Here is a 13,427-nt window from a genome sequence, read left to right as displayed (position 1 = left end):
GACCACCCTCGGATGGCACCCGGTCGCCGGGTCCGTCACCGCTTCGTCGCCTTTGCCGTGGCAGCCCTGCTCACCGCCGGCTGCACGCTACCGGCGTTCGCGCCGCGCACCGAGGTACAGGGGGAGGCGGCCCCGGCCGGCTCGTCGGCCACCTGGCGGCCGTGCCCGGAGGTGGCCGAGGATCTGGTGGGGCGCGGCGCACCGGACATGCGCTACGAGTGCGCGCGGATCGCCGTTCCCCGGGACTGGGGCACCGGCAGCGGGGCCACCGCCGGGCCCGGCGTCGGGCAGACCTTCGAGATCGCTCTGCTGCGCGCCCGGTCCACCCAGCAACACGACCGCATCGGCTCGCTGGTGGTCAACCCCGGCGGCCCGGGCGGTTCCGGTGTGGACACTGCCGTCTACCTCTCGTTCGGCACCCAGTTCGGTGGCCTGCCCACCTCGGTCACCGAGCGCTTCGACATCGTCGGCTTCGACCCGCGCGGTGTCTCCCGGTCCAGTCCGGTCAAGTGCATCTCCGACGGCGACCTGGACGCGAGCTTCGGCTACGACCCCGACCCGCAGAGCCAGGCGTCGTTCGACAGCTTCGCCGGGTTGAGCCAGCGGATCGGGCGTGGTTGCGGGGACCGCTACGGCGACCAGTTGCCCCTTTACGGCAGCGAGCAGGCCGCCCGGGACATGGACGCGGTCCGCGCCGCCGTCGGCGACGACAAGCTGACCTACCTGGGTTACTCCTACGGCACGTTGCTCGGCGCCATCTACGCCCAGCTCTACCCGCAGCGGGTACGCGCGTTGGTGCTCGACGGCGCCGTCGACCCGCAGCAACGGTTGGTGGCCGGCTCGGAGAGCCAGGCCCGCGGTTTCGAGCGCGCGTTCGACAACTTCACCCGCTGGTGCGCCGCCAACGCCCCGCGCTGCCCCATCGCGCCCGACGCCCGCGCCGCCGTGACCTCGGCCATCGAGAAGGCCAAGGTCTCCCCCGTCCGGGGCGACGACGGGCGGGAGGCCACCGCCGGCTGGGTCTTCTACGCGGTCATCTCGTCCCTCTACACGGAGTCCGGCTGGCAGGAGCTGGCACGGGCCATCGACCGGCTGGCCGAGGGCGACCCGAAGGACGTGTTCCGGCTCGCCGACTCGTACGCCGGGCGGGAGAGCGACGGGCACTACTCGAACCTGTTCGACGCCAACCTCGCCATCAACTGCGCCGACGAGACCGAGAAGCCGAGCCGGGAGCAGATCCGCCAGTTGCAGTCGCAGTGGCGCACCAAATATCCGCTGTTCGGTCCGGCGCTCGCGGTCGGCATGCTGAGCTGCGTCGAGTGGCCGGGTGGCCGGGACCCGTACCCGACGGGCAAGGCCAACGGCGCGCCGCCGATCGTGGTGGTCGGCACGACCGGCGACCCGGCGACGCCGTACGAGCAGACCGGCCGGCTCGCCTCGATGCTGGGCGTGGGCCGGGTGCTCACGTGGGAGGGCGAGGGGCACACCGCGTACCCGCAGACCTCCTGCATCACCCGGGCCGTCGACGCGTACCTGCTCGACCTGACCGTTCCCCGCGAGGGCCTGCGCTGCCCGGCCAAATGACGTTGTGCCAGGCTGACCGGCATGAGCGACATGATCTTCCGGGAGGCTGTCCGCGCGGACCTGCCCACCGTCATCGCCCTGCTCGCCGACGACGTCCTGGGTAGGGCTCGTGACTTCACCCAGGTCGACGAGGCGTACGAACGGGCGTTCGCCGACATCAGCGCCGACCCGCGCAACTTCCTGATCGTCGCCGAGCAGGACGGTGAACTGGTCGGGTGCCTACAGATCACCTACATCCCGGGGCTGGGCCGGCACGGCGCCGAGCGCTCCCTCATCGAGGCGGTCCGGGTGCGCTCCGACCGGCGCGGGCAAGGGCTCGGCCGGCAGATGATGGCCTGGGTCATCGACCAGGCCCGGCAGCGGGGCTGCGCTCTGGTCCAGCTCACCACCGACAAGTCCCGTACCGACGCGCACCGCTTCTATCTGAGCCTCGGCTTCAGGGCCAGCCACGAAGGCATGAAGCTTCCGCTCTGACGCGCCCGAGACGCCAGGCCGCCCGCCAGGCCGCCAGGCCGGCCGCCGGCCCGCCGGTAGCGCCGGCCCTTGGTAGGTGGTCGGCGGCTCGGGTCCCCGGTTGCCACTGGACGCCTGTCGAGCTGCCCCAGATTTGGGGCGCAGCGATCCGCGCCAACAACCGGGCACGAGGCCCGCTCACGCCAACCGCCGGCACAGCACCCCTGGCACGGCCCCCGCCAACCCGCAACCCCCGGCACAGCCCCCGCCAACCCGCAACCCCCGGCACAGCCCCCGCCAATCCCGACCCTTAACACGGCCCCCGCCGACCCCGACCCAGACACGGCACCCGCCAACCCCGACCCCCGACACGGCACCCGCCAACCCCGACCCCCGACACGGCACCCGCCAACCCCGACCCCCGACACGGCACCCGCCGACCCCGACCCCCGACACGGCTCCGGCCCCACACCAAGTGCGCCCCGCATCTGGGGCAGCTCGACAGGCAGCGAAGAGACCTGGTAGTCCTCCCTGCCCGAGTCGACGGCCCGGCCCACCGGCGACCGTCCGCGAGCCACCGGCGGGGCGCCACCCACCAACCACGGGCCACAGCCCACAAGCCGCCCGCCCACAAGCCGCCCGCCCACAAGCCGCCGCCCACAAGCCGCCGCTCGCAGCCCACAAGCCGTCGCCCACAGGCCACGGGCCAGCGCAGGCGGCGGGCGCTGGTCAGCCGTCGACTAGCCGGCCGTCGCGCAGGACGAGGACCCGGTCGGCGAGGTCGATCAGGGCCGGGTCGTGCGTGGCGACCAGGGCCGTCATGCCGCGCGCGTGTACCACCGCGCGGAGCAGGTCCATGATGGACCGTCCGGTTTCCGAGTCGAGCTGACCGGTGGGTTCGTCGGCGATGAGCAGGTCCGGTTCGTTGGCGAGCGCACGGGCGAGGGCGACCCGCTGCTGCTGGCCGCCGGAGAGCTCGTACGGGCGCTGGGCCGCGTGCGCGCCCAGACCCACCAGCTCGAGCAGCACCGCGACGCGCTCCTCGCGCTCGGTCGCCGGCACCTGCGCCAGCCGCAGCGGCACGCCAACGTTCTCGGCGGCGGAGAGGATCGGCACCAGCCCGAAGGTCTGGAAGACGAACCCGACCGTGCCCCGGCGCAGCCGCAGCAACTCGGCCTCCCCGGCCGAGGTCACCTCGTGCCCGGCCACCACCACCTGGCCGCTGTCCGGCCGGTCGAGACCGCCGATGAGGTTCAGCAACGTGGTCTTGCCGGCACCGGAGCGACCGCGGATGGCGATCAGCTCACCGCGGTTGGCGGTGAACGAGACGTCTCGCACCGCGTGCACGGCGTGCTCACCACGGCCGAAGGTGCGGCTCACCCCGCTGACCCGGACCACCTCGGCGGACGGCACACCCGGCCCGCCAGAAGTCGAGGCCGCTCCCGCGACCGCCATGTCCTGATAGTTCACGCCCGTGCCTCCCGCTCCTCCGAGACCCGGTCACCGGGCCGTACCTGCACATGGTCGGACTCCAGATCGAGCCGGACCCGCTCCTTCATCGAGAGCGCGTCGACGAACGCGGCCGGCAGTTGCATCCGGCCGTTGCGGTCCAGCACCGCGTACTCCTCGCTGACCAGTTCGGTGTTGCCGTCCGCGCCGACGCGCGCGGTCCGGCGTACCTCGGAAGCGGTTCGACCATCGCGGATCGCGACGGTCCGGCGGACCTGCGTGGCGACGGCGTGGTCGTGGGTGACGACCACGATGGTCACGCCCAGCTCGGCGTTGATCGTGCGCAGCGCCCCGAAGACCTCGGCGCCGGTGGCCTCGTCCAGCTCACCGGTTGGCTCGTCGGCGAAGAGCACCTCGGGATCGTTGGCCACGGCCACCGCGACCGCCACCCGCTGCTGCTCGCCGCCGCTGAGCTGACCGGGCCGCCGCTGCGCGCCGTAGCCCACGCCGACCAGGTCGAGCAGTTCCCGCGCCCGTTCCCGGCGGGTTCGCGCCAAACGCTTGCCCGCCAACTGCATCGGCAGTTCGACGTTCTCCAGCGCGGTGAGGTACGGCAGCAGATTGCGGCCGGTCTGCTGCCAGACGAACCCGACCAACTGCCGCCGGTAGCTCAACCGACGCTTCGCGGAGAGCGAGAGCAGGTCGTAGTCGGCCACCCGGGCGATGCCGGCGGTCGGCGTGTCGAGGCCGGAGAGGATGTTGAGCAGGGTCGACTTGCCGGAGCCGGACGCGCCGACGATCGCCACCAGCTCGCCCCGGTCGATGACCAGGTCGAGCCCCTGGAGGGCGACCACCTCCACCCCCTCGGTCTTGAAGATGCGCACCAGGCCGTCGCAGACGATGTGGCCACGCAGGCGGTCCTGCCCGCCGGCCCGCTCGGCGGCGCGTTGCGCGGCCCGCTGCTGCAGGGAAGCCAGATCGGGCACCAGGGAACTCTGGGCGGTAACGGTCATCTCAGCTCTCCTCTCCGAGCCGGAGCACCTCGCCGAGGCGCAACCGGCGGTTGTTCAGGGCCTCGACGGCGACCGCGAAGCCAAGGGCGATCGCGCCGAGCGCGACCACCGCGACGACCAGGCCGGGTTCGAACGCCACCCGGACCGGCACTCCGCCGGTGAACGCGGACAGGCCGAGCACCGGATTGAGCACCAGCGGGAGCACCGCGCCGACCAGCGCTCCGGTCAGCACCGACACCCCGACCAGCGGGGTCAGCTCGACCAGCAGCAGCCCCCGCCACTGCCGGCGGGACAGCCCGAGGGTGCGCAGCCGGGACAGCACCTGCCCCCGGGCCCGTGCCCCGGCCAGCACGGTGAACGCGATGGCGAGCAGGCCGAGGACCGTCCCGCCGGCGGCGCCACCCACGAACCCGAAGGCCAGGACGCCGTTCGCGCCACCGTCGGCGAGCTGGTGTCGTACGCCCGCCCGGGTGTCGACGGTGACTCCCAGTGGCCGTGCCCGACCGGTGACCGCCCCCTGCTGCTGGAAGCGCAACTGACCCTCGTCACCGGCCTGCCGCAGCGCCTCCGCGTCGAGCCGGTCGCCGGCGACGAGCAGGCTGGTCGGCGCCGGTTGGGTGGCCCGCGGCGGCAGCGCCTGCCAGGGCAGGATCACGAATCGGCTGGTGCTCGCCGGCAGCAGGGGGAAACCGTCCTGCGCGCCGGCCACCCGGAACTCGTACCGCTGGCCCTGCACCGAGACGAACGCCGAGTCCCGCAGGTCCGTCCGCGCCAGGTCGGCGGCGACGGCCGGTGACACGATCGCGGGCAGCGCGCCCGCTTCGGCGTGGGCGGTGCGCAACGCCTCCGGCACCTGCACGTCCACCCCGGACTCGCCGGCCACCGTGGCCAGACCGGGACCGTCGACGAGCAGCACGGTGGTCTGGCCGATCCGCGCGTCGGTGCCGACCTCGTCGGCCGCCAGCCGCTGGTCCGGCTCGATGAGCACCGGTGTGGCGGCCTGGACTCCGGGCAGACCCTTCAGCGCGTCGACCGTGTCCGGGGCGAAGCGTTCCCCCCGGATCAGCGCGTCGGCGGGAACGACCTGTTCGGCGGCCCGGCCCCGGCTCGCGTCGACGCCGCCGGCGACGACCGCGCAGAAGGCCGCCGTGCCGATCGCCAGCACCACGACGACCAGCGGCGCGGCGACCGCCGACCGGCCGGCCCGTGCGGTGCCGAGGAAGGTCACGCTGCCACGGGTACGCGCGGCGAGCCGACTGACCAGCAACAACGGCCACGGGTACGCACGCAACGCGAGCACCGCCGCGGCGACCGCGAGCAGCACCGGCACCGACACGAGCAGCGGGTCGACCTCGCCGAGGGTGAGCCCGCGCCGGCGCAGCAGCACGGCGGCGAGCCCGGCCAGCACCAGCAGGAAGACCTCGACGGTCAGCCGGCGAGTCGACGGACGCATCCGGACCAGGTCCCGGCGGGACGCGCCGACGCCCTGCACCGTCAGCGTCGCCAACGGCAGGGCCAGGGTGACCAGCAGGGTCACCACGGCGGCGTACGGCGCGGTCGGGTCGGGCGTACCGGGGAAGAGGGTGCCCAACCACCAGCCGACCGCCGCGGCGACCGGCACCACCAGCAGTGATTCGGCGAGGCTGCGGCGCGCGCCGGCGGTGGCCGCGCCGCCACGGGCCCGGATGAGCGCGAACTCCGAGCGGCGTCGGCGGGTGGACAGGGTCGCCGCGAGCAGGATCAGCCCGGCCAGGGTGGCCAGGACGCCCGCACCGACCACCGCGAGCAGGGTCCGGGCGGAGTTCACCTGGGCGGCGAACGCGCGCAGCGGGATGTCGACCGCCTGCGTCAACGTGAGACCGGGCGGAACGTGTCGCTGCAACTGTTGCAGGCCCTCGATCATCTGGTCGAGCTGGCGCGCGTCGATCCGGTCCACGCCGAGCCGGTAACGCCACTGCGTACGCACCGGCCAGCCGGCCGCGGCCCCCTTGTCGAGGACCACCGGGGCGACCACGCCGACGCCGATGAAGGGCTTGCCGTCGCCCTCCGGTTCGACGACCTGGAGCACCTGCGGCAGACCGCCCCAGGCGCCACTCGCGCGGTCGACCGGTCGGAACAGCCCGGCCACCACCATCGGTGTCGGTTTGCCGTCGTCGCCGGGCTGACCCAGGTCGAGCCGGCTACCGACGCGCAGGCTGAGCTTGCGCGCCACGTCCGCGTCGAGAGCCAGCTCGATGGGCCGGCCGGCGACGAAGGTCTCGTTCGGCCAGGCGCCCTCGACGAGGGTGCTCTCCTGCTGGATGCCGGGCATGGCGCGCAGACCGAGGTGGACCAGCAGGTTGCGGGCCTTGAGGTCGGGACCGACCACCCGCTTCGGCGTGGTGTCCACGCTGAACCAGCGTTCGGTGACGGCGGACCGTAGCTGCGCTGGCATCTCCTCGACCAGGCTGTCGAACTGCTCGCGGGCGCCGGGCATGACCGGCGCTGCGGCGGTGTCGACCTCCCCGGTGGCGAAGTTGAGATCCCGGCGGTCAGCCGACTCGCTGTCGAGCTGCGCCCGCAGGCCCTCTTCGGCGAGCCGGTTGACCAGTCGGGGCACCCCGCTGACCAGCAGCGTGACCACCAGGGTCAGCACCGCCAGAAGCAGGAACTGCCCGCCGTACGCCCGGACCCGGCGGGCGGCCGCGCCGACGCTCATCGTTCTCCCCCGATTCGCAGCTGCACCGCCGCCACCCGCTGACGGATGCCGGTGGCGATGAACGCGCTGAAGGCGAGCGCCGCCAGCAGCAGGCCGACCGCGGTCAGGCCGATGGGCACCCACGGCAGCGCGAACGCCGCCGGGGGCACCGGCCGGCCGGCGGCCGGAGTGAGGATGACCAGCGGAGCCATGGTGGCCCCGACCACGGCGCCGAGCAGCAGCCCGACGCCGACGCCGATGCCGGCCAGGAAGGTCTGCTCGGCCAGCAGCGCCCGGGCCAGCAGCCGGGGCGTCGCGCCGAGGGTGGTCAGCACCGCGAACTCGCTCAGCCGACGCCGTGCGGTGGCCCACACGTCGACCATGAGGCCCACCAGGGCGAGCAGTACCGCGCCGAGCGCGGCGGCGAGCATGCCGGTGCGTGAGCCCCGCCAGTACGGGTCGTCGGCGGCGGCCGCGATCTCGGCGCGACGGTCGAGGACGGTGACGCCGGTCAGCTCACCGGCGGCGCGGGTGGCGGCCGCCGGGTCGTCGGCGCCGATCCACCACTCGGGTGTGTTCCGGACGGTTCCACCACCGCGGACCAGCGCCTCGACCGCTGCGGGCAGGTCGAGCAGTACGCCCTCCCCCGAGGTGGTCGGCACGGAGCTCAGCTCACCGATCAGCCGGGCCGGCACGGACGCGCCGGCGAGGGCCAGGGTGAAGGTGTCGCCGGTGTGCAGACTCATCGCGTCGCGTACAGCGGGCGTCATGAGGACCGGAACGGGCGCGATCTGCCCGGCGGGCACGATGGCGAACCGGGTGGGCGGATGGAAGGCGTACTGTCCATCGGGAATCGAGTCCACCGGATAGTCGGCGACGACGCCCCGCGCGCTGGACCGCGCCGAGACGGGCGGGTTACCGCCGGCGGTGGTGTTCCAGGCCCCGGTCAGTTCGGCGGGCCGTTTGGCGCCGTCCGCGCCGACCAACGTCAACCCGTCAACCTGGAGCCGGTACGAGTTTCCGGCGTCCGCGCCGCCGTCGGCCTCGAATCCGGCCAGTCGCAGTCGCGCGCCCCCCACGTCGGGTAGCCGCACGGTGAACGGCACCTCGCGTCCGTCGCTGGTGGCGTCGACGGCCGGCAGCCGGAAGGCCGACCCGTCGCTGCTGGTGACGAGCAGCGACACGCTGACCTTCAGGGGGCGGGAGAGCCCGTTGACGGGGGTGCGAGCCGTACCGGTGATCGCTCGGGTGCCGGCGGGCAGTTCGAGGCCGCCGGGAGCGCCCCGGGCCGCGATCATCCGCTGGTACTGCGTCGACGCCGGATCGGCGCTCAGCCGGTCGGCGAGCCGGACGACGCCCCCCGCGCCGGCCGCGTCGAAGCCGATCACGGTGACGGGCAGGTCCCCGCGACCGACCCGCATCTCGTCGCGCCACACCGGCAGCGCCCGGCGCACGCCCGGCAGCGCGGCGAGCTCACCGGCCCGGGTCACCGGAGCGGCGCCGCCCCGCTCGGTCACCCGCAGGTCCGCGCCGACCGTGTGGCCGGCCTGCTCGACCTGGGACCGTTCCCCGGTGCTGACCAGGGACCAGGCGAGCGTGCTGCCGCCGACGGCGAGGGCGAGCAGCAGCACCGGCCCGGCGTGGGGACGCCGGCCGGCCTGCCACATGCCCAGCATGGTGGCGGTCCACGGTCGCCGGTCGACGAACCGTTCGGCGAACCGGGTGAGCGGCGGGAGCACCCGCAGTGCCAGCACCGCCCCGGCCAGCACACCCAGGGTCGGGGCGGCGACCAGCAGCGGGTCCAGTCCGAGTCGGCCGTTCGAGCCGGCGAGCGGCGAGGCGTACCGGCGGAGCTGCACCCAGGCGAGCACGGCGAGTGCCACGAGCACCAGGTCGACGCTCGCGCGCTGGATGCTGGCCGACCGGTTCGGGCGGGACCGGGCGGCCATGTCGGCCACGTACGTGCCGGAGCCCCGCAGCGTCGGCGCGACCATGGCGACCAGACAGCCGGCCGCCGTCGCGGCGGCCGCGGCCCAGATCAGGGTGGTGTTACCGCCGGCGGTGGACAGTTCCGCCGCGCCGCCGGGCCGGACGAACCGCAGCGCCTCTCCGGCGATCACCGGCCCGAGCAGGGCGGCCGGCGCCACCACCAGGGTCGCCTCCCGGGCGGCCAGGCCGGCCAGTTGGCGTCGGGCGGCGCCACGGGCGCGCAGCAGCGCGGTCTGTGGACGACGGTCCTCGTGCAGGAGCGCGGCGACCAGCACCAGCGCGTAGCCGCCGAGCACCAGGATGAGCAGCAGCGGGGTGGCCAACGCCGAGCGGCCCACCAGGTCGGCCCGGGCGATCCGGTCCAGCAGTTGGTCGATCTTCGTCGTGACCTGCCCCGAGCTGCCCAGTTCGGCGGCCTCGGGCACCGCGACCGCGGCCGCGCTCACGGCGGCCCGTACGGCGGGCAGGTCGGCGGCGTCGACACCACCGAGGTCCGGTTCGGCCAGCCAGGACGCCGTCACCGAGCCCGTGAAGAGGCTCGTGAAGTCGGCCGGGTCCAGCGCGAACGGCCCGTACGAGGTGGCCGACCCGACGCTGCCCGTACCCACACCGGGGGCCAGCAGCCAGTACGCCTCGGTCGGGTCGCGGGGCCGCCAGGTGCCGGCGAGCACCACCTCGCTGGCCTTCTCGGTGGCGCGGTCCCGCAGCGGAATTCCCTCGCCGACGGTCAGGCCGAGTGTCGTGGCGACCCGCTCCGGCAGGCTCACCTGGGCCGGCTTCGCTCCAGCGCGGGGCCAGGCTCCGTTGGTCAGTTCGGCGTGCGCGGTCAGTCCCTCGAGGGTGGCCAGGTTGGCGAAGATGGGATCGGTGCCCTTGCGCGGCACCGAGCCGAGATCGCCGGTCAGTTCCCGGCCGGTGCCGTACCGCGCGGCGGAGACGGCGACCGGCACTCCGGCGAGCCCGTCGGCGAACTGTGCCCGCGCCGCCCCGTCACGCTTGGCGAACTCGGCGGCGTCGCGGCCACCGGACCCACTGACCAACAGGCCGCGTTCCTCGACCGGCGACGCCGCGACCAACGCGCGTTGTCCGGCGTCCACCGCGCGTCGGTTGTAGTCCGACAGGCCGGTGACCAACGCTACGGCGACCAAGGCGGCGAGCACCGCGGCAAACAGCAGTCCCCGTGCCTCGCGGGCCCGCCTCCACACCAGCTTCATCCGACGCCTCCCCTGGCCCTGGTGGGCCGACGACCTTCAAGACAGGTCACCTACGGGGAAAGGTTCGCGCCCGTTACATGATCGTTATTACCAGAACGGTCGGCGCGGTCACGCGCCGCGTCGGGCCGCCCGTACGGCTGAATTGATCATGCGGTCTCCTCCTCAACCCATTCGAGGAGGTCTCCGGGCTGGCATTCGAGCACCCGGCACATCGCTTCGAGGGTGCTGAAGCGGACGGCCTTGGCGCGGCCGTTCTTGAGCACCGCCACGTTCGCCGGGGTGAGCCCGACGCGCTCGGCGAACTCGCCGACGCTCATCTTGCGCTTGGCCAACTCGACGTCGATCCGGACGACGATGGGCATCAGATCACCGCTTCCATGTCGGTCCGTAGCGTGGTGGCCTGCCGCAGCAGGGCGCGCATGACCACCATGAGGAGCTCCAGCACGGTGACGCCCACCGTCAGCAGGAACAGCAGGAGCGGCAGTCCGGGGTCGTCGGCGTTGAACCCGACGTAGAGGAAGACGCCCACCAGCACCAGCCACGCGGCGGCGATGGCCCAGACGATGGCGTCCACCCACTTCAGCGACGCCTCGGTGAAGATGCGGTCGTTCTTGACGAGGCTGAGCAGTTGCCACGTCGCAACGATCACCACCTGGACGCAGAGCACCCAGAAGACCGTCACGATCGTCGCCGGCCACCGGAGGTACGCGTCCTGTGGCGACTCCTGCGCCATGTGCGCGAACTGCCCCGGCAGCGACAGGGTCTGGAAGAGGACCAGGACCCCGAACAGCACCAGGAGGAACACTCGGAGAGCGGACACCGCTCGACGTTCAACAAACATGCATCGAGTTTCGCTCGCTACCTATCGAAAGTCAATCGGTATGGCGGTAACCGTGGCGTGCCCGTCCGGGCAGCGCGGGTCACTTCGGGGTGAGGAGACAGAACTCGTTGCCCTCCGGATCGGCGAAGACCTTCCATGGGATCGTGCTGTCGCCCAGGTCGATCGGGGTCGCGCCGAGAGCCCGCAGTCGCGCCGCCTCGGCCTCCATGCCGTCCCCCGGGTACGGGCGCACGTCGAGGTGGACACGGTTCCACCCCGTCTTCACGTCAGGCGTCCGCAGAAACTGCAGGTACGGACCCACGCCCCGGGACGAGCGCAGGACCGCGCTGTCGTCGGTCACCTTGTGCACGGTCCAGTCCGTCGCCTCGCCCCAGAAACGCGCCATGGCCCTCGGGTCCGCGCAGTCGACCACCACGGAGGCGATCGGGCCGGTGTCCTGGTTCGAGTCGTGCCAGTCCAGCACGCAGAACTCGTTGCCCTCCGGGTCGGCCATGACGATCCACGACACGTCCCCCTGACCCACGTCGACGGGCGTCGCGCCGAGCTCCTTCAGGCGCGCGACGACCTCGGCCTGGTGCGCCGCCGAGGTGGTCGCCAGGTCCACGTGTACGCGGTTCTTTCCCGTCTTGGGCTCGTCGGTGACGACGATGTCGATGCAGACGGCGACGGGATCGGGATAGACGATGCCCTTCGGTTCGAGGTTGATCACACCGGGCCCCTCGCTGGACACCTCCCAGCCGAGCACCTCGGCCCAGAACTCGCCGAGCGCCACCTCGTCCCGAGCCTTCATGTTGATCTGCACAAGCCGCGTCGCCATGGCGGCGATGCTAGCGACGATCGTGCGGCCCGTGCAGCCCTATTCAGGTCGACCGCCGGGTCACGCGCCGGAGGCCCGACCCGGCTCGTTCATCTGGCGACGGAACGCGAGGTACGCGGTCAGGTTCGCCAGCAGCATCACCACTCCGATCGCCGAGGCCAGGAGCCCGACGTCGAGGCTGGGCAGCGCCACGAAGGTCAGTGCGGCGAGCACGATGGCGAAGATGTTCAGGAAGGTGAAGGCCAGCACCAGTTCGTTGAGGAGGCGGGACCGGCGGTCCTGGAGGCGACCGACCAGCTGCTGGTGCAGCGTCCGGACGAAGTCGAGCCGCTCGTCCAGCGTGGTGAGGACGAGCCGGAACTTCCACTGCTGCTCCAGCGCGTTCCACACGGTGCCGCCGGCCGCGTCGAGGTGCGCCTCGACAGACGAATAGCCGAGCCGGAACAGGCGGATGCGGTGGTAGCCACTCAGAATGCGCTTGGACTGGTCTTCGAGAGCGCTCATGGACAGGCCGCCACGCCCCGGGTCGATCTGGGACAGCTCCGCCGAGAGCACCGCGTCGTAGCGCAGGGCCGCAGCCCAGCAGACGTGATGCACCCCGGTCAACCGCGCCAACAGCAGGGCCGGGCGCGACCCGAAGTCACTGACCACGGCCGTGGTGTGCGAGCCGACCCGCAGAACGCCGTCGGAGATGCCGTCGGGCGTGCAGTCCACGCCGTCCGGGGTGAACTGCTCGGCGATGACCCGTCGGCGTGCCGGAGCGCAGTCCGGATCGACCCGGACGGCGAAGGTGGTGTTGGCCCAGAGGACGAACACCTCGTCCGTGCCGTCCGGCGCAGGCAGGACCGCGCGCAGGAGCCGCGTCACCGCGGGCACCATCCGCTGCACCGGCGGGGCGACCTCGGCAACCACGTCGCCGGCGCCGCCGACGATGCCGTCCGGCAGTTGGTACGCGACGCACAGCAGGCCACAGTCGACGTTCCAGAGGCTGATCCGGGCCGAGACCACCTGCCAAGCGCCGGATTCGGTGGTGGGCAACAGCGCGGGATCGATCTCCTGCCCGGTGGCCCGCAGGATCTCCTCGCCACCGCTGATCTCCATCGTCGGCCGGGGCATGCTGCCGAGCAGCTCGTCGAGGAGCCGTTGACCGTAGGGCTGCAACGCCAGGTCGTCGAGGCCGTCGGTGACGCTCCACCCTGCGGGCACGTCGTCCTCGGCCCCGGCCGGCGCGGAGAGCTGACACGGGAAGTAGGCGAGCACCCGTACCGACGTGACGTCCGTGAGCATCAGCCACCTCTCCCCGACCAGACCTCGCAGGGTATCGACAATGTCAACTGGCTCGACGGAGTGAATAGCCGGCATGCGCAGTCGGCGTGCGGACCGACGGAGC

The 13,427-nt window shown here is 72.9% G+C and carries 10 protein-coding genes; 2 read left to right on the top strand and 8 right to left on the bottom strand.

Annotated features, from left to right (window positions below; translation table 11 throughout):
• Positions 1 to 12: 12 nt before the first annotated feature.
• Both ACIA3K_RS19315 and ACIA3K_RS19310 read left to right on the top strand, forming a co-directional pair.
• Complete coding sequence (locus ACIA3K_RS19315) at positions 13 to 1,584, top strand: alpha/beta hydrolase (protein WP_396802944.1); 1,572 nt, start codon at positions 13 to 15, stop codon at positions 1,582 to 1,584.
• 21 nt (positions 1,585 to 1,605) lie between these two features.
• Positions 1,606 to 2,058 (top strand): GNAT family N-acetyltransferase, encoded by a 453-nt coding sequence (locus ACIA3K_RS19310; protein WP_396802614.1) that lies wholly within the window; start codon positions 1,606 to 1,608, stop codon positions 2,056 to 2,058.
• Positions 2,059 to 2,766: 708 nt separating this feature from the next.
• Here the strand turns inward: ACIA3K_RS19310 and ACIA3K_RS19305 are convergent.
• The 8 genes from ACIA3K_RS19305 to ACIA3K_RS19270 form a co-directional block, all read right to left on the bottom strand.
• On the bottom strand, positions 2,767 to 3,492 hold the full coding sequence (locus tag ACIA3K_RS19305) for an ABC transporter ATP-binding protein (RefSeq protein ID WP_396802943.1): 726 nt from the start codon (positions 3,490 to 3,492) through the stop codon (positions 2,767 to 2,769).
• Positions 3,493 to 3,503: 11 nt separating this feature from the next.
• The gene (locus ACIA3K_RS19300) at positions 3,504 to 4,499 is read right to left on the bottom strand and encodes an ABC transporter ATP-binding protein (RefSeq protein WP_396802612.1); all 996 of its coding nucleotides are present in this window, start codon (positions 4,497 to 4,499) and stop codon (positions 3,504 to 3,506) included.
• Between the two features lies 1 nt (position 4,500).
• Positions 4,501 to 7,197, bottom strand: coding sequence for an FtsX-like permease family protein (locus tag ACIA3K_RS19295; RefSeq protein WP_396802610.1), 2,697 nt, complete (start codon positions 7,195 to 7,197; stop codon positions 4,501 to 4,503).
• Entirely contained in the window at positions 7,194 to 10,379 is a 3,186-nt protein-coding gene (locus ACIA3K_RS19290) for an FtsX-like permease family protein (protein WP_396802608.1), read from the bottom strand. The genes ACIA3K_RS19295 and ACIA3K_RS19290 overlap by 4 nt, the downstream gene beginning before the upstream one ends.
• 146 nt (positions 10,380 to 10,525) lie before the next feature.
• Complete coding sequence (locus ACIA3K_RS19285) at positions 10,526 to 10,741, bottom strand: helix-turn-helix transcriptional regulator (RefSeq protein WP_355051732.1); 216 nt, start codon at positions 10,739 to 10,741, stop codon at positions 10,526 to 10,528.
• The gene (locus ACIA3K_RS19280; RefSeq protein ID WP_396802606.1) at positions 10,741 to 11,199 is read right to left on the bottom strand and encodes a DUF2975 domain-containing protein; all 459 of its coding nucleotides are present in this window, start codon (positions 11,197 to 11,199) and stop codon (positions 10,741 to 10,743) included. The genes ACIA3K_RS19285 and ACIA3K_RS19280 overlap by 1 nt, the downstream gene beginning before the upstream one ends.
• A gap of 100 nt (positions 11,200 to 11,299) precedes the next feature.
• Complete coding sequence (locus ACIA3K_RS19275) at positions 11,300 to 12,037, bottom strand: VOC family protein (protein ID WP_396802604.1); 738 nt, start codon at positions 12,035 to 12,037, stop codon at positions 11,300 to 11,302.
• A gap of 60 nt (positions 12,038 to 12,097) precedes the next feature.
• Positions 12,098 to 13,324, bottom strand: a complete 1,227-nt coding sequence (locus ACIA3K_RS19270) for a hypothetical protein (protein ID WP_396802602.1) — start codon at positions 13,322 to 13,324, stop codon at positions 12,098 to 12,100.
• Positions 13,325 to 13,427: the final 103 nt, after the last annotated feature.

It is taken from the genome of Micromonospora sp. NPDC051543 (assembly GCF_044454415.1).
Classification (GTDB): Bacteria; Actinomycetota; Actinomycetes; order Mycobacteriales; family Micromonosporaceae; genus Micromonospora.
This window is presented reverse-complemented; position numbering and strand designations above follow the sequence as displayed.

What these genes read in the sequence shown, in the direction of transcription:
- ACIA3K_RS19315 (WP_396802944.1), top strand. Translation starts at nt 13, where the DNA reads ATGGCACCCGGTCGCCGGGTCCGTCACCGCTTCGTCGCCTTTGCCGTG.
- ACIA3K_RS19290 (WP_396802608.1), bottom strand. Translation starts at nt 10,379, where the DNA reads ATGAAGCTGGTGTGGAGGCGGGCCCGCGAGGCACGGGGACTGCTGTTT.
- ACIA3K_RS19310 (WP_396802614.1), top strand. Translation starts at nt 1,606, where the DNA reads ATGAGCGACATGATCTTCCGGGAGGCTGTCCGCGCGGACCTGCCCACC.
- ACIA3K_RS19295 (WP_396802610.1), bottom strand. Translation starts at nt 7,197, where the DNA reads ATGAGCGTCGGCGCGGCCGCCCGCCGGGTCCGGGCGTACGGCGGGCAG.
- ACIA3K_RS19300 (WP_396802612.1), bottom strand. Translation starts at nt 4,499, where the DNA reads ATGACCGTTACCGCCCAGAGTTCCCTGGTGCCCGATCTGGCTTCCCTG.
- ACIA3K_RS19270 (WP_396802602.1), bottom strand. Translation starts at nt 13,324, where the DNA reads ATGCTCACGGACGTCACGTCGGTACGGGTGCTCGCCTACTTCCCGTGT.
- ACIA3K_RS19305 (WP_396802943.1), bottom strand. Translation starts at nt 3,492, where the DNA reads ATGGCGGTCGCGGGAGCGGCCTCGACTTCTGGCGGGCCGGGTGTGCCG.
- ACIA3K_RS19275 (WP_396802604.1), bottom strand. Translation starts at nt 12,037, where the DNA reads ATGGCGACGCGGCTTGTGCAGATCAACATGAAGGCTCGGGACGAGGTG.
- ACIA3K_RS19285 (WP_355051732.1), bottom strand. Translation starts at nt 10,741, where the DNA reads ATGCCCATCGTCGTCCGGATCGACGTCGAGTTGGCCAAGCGCAAGATG.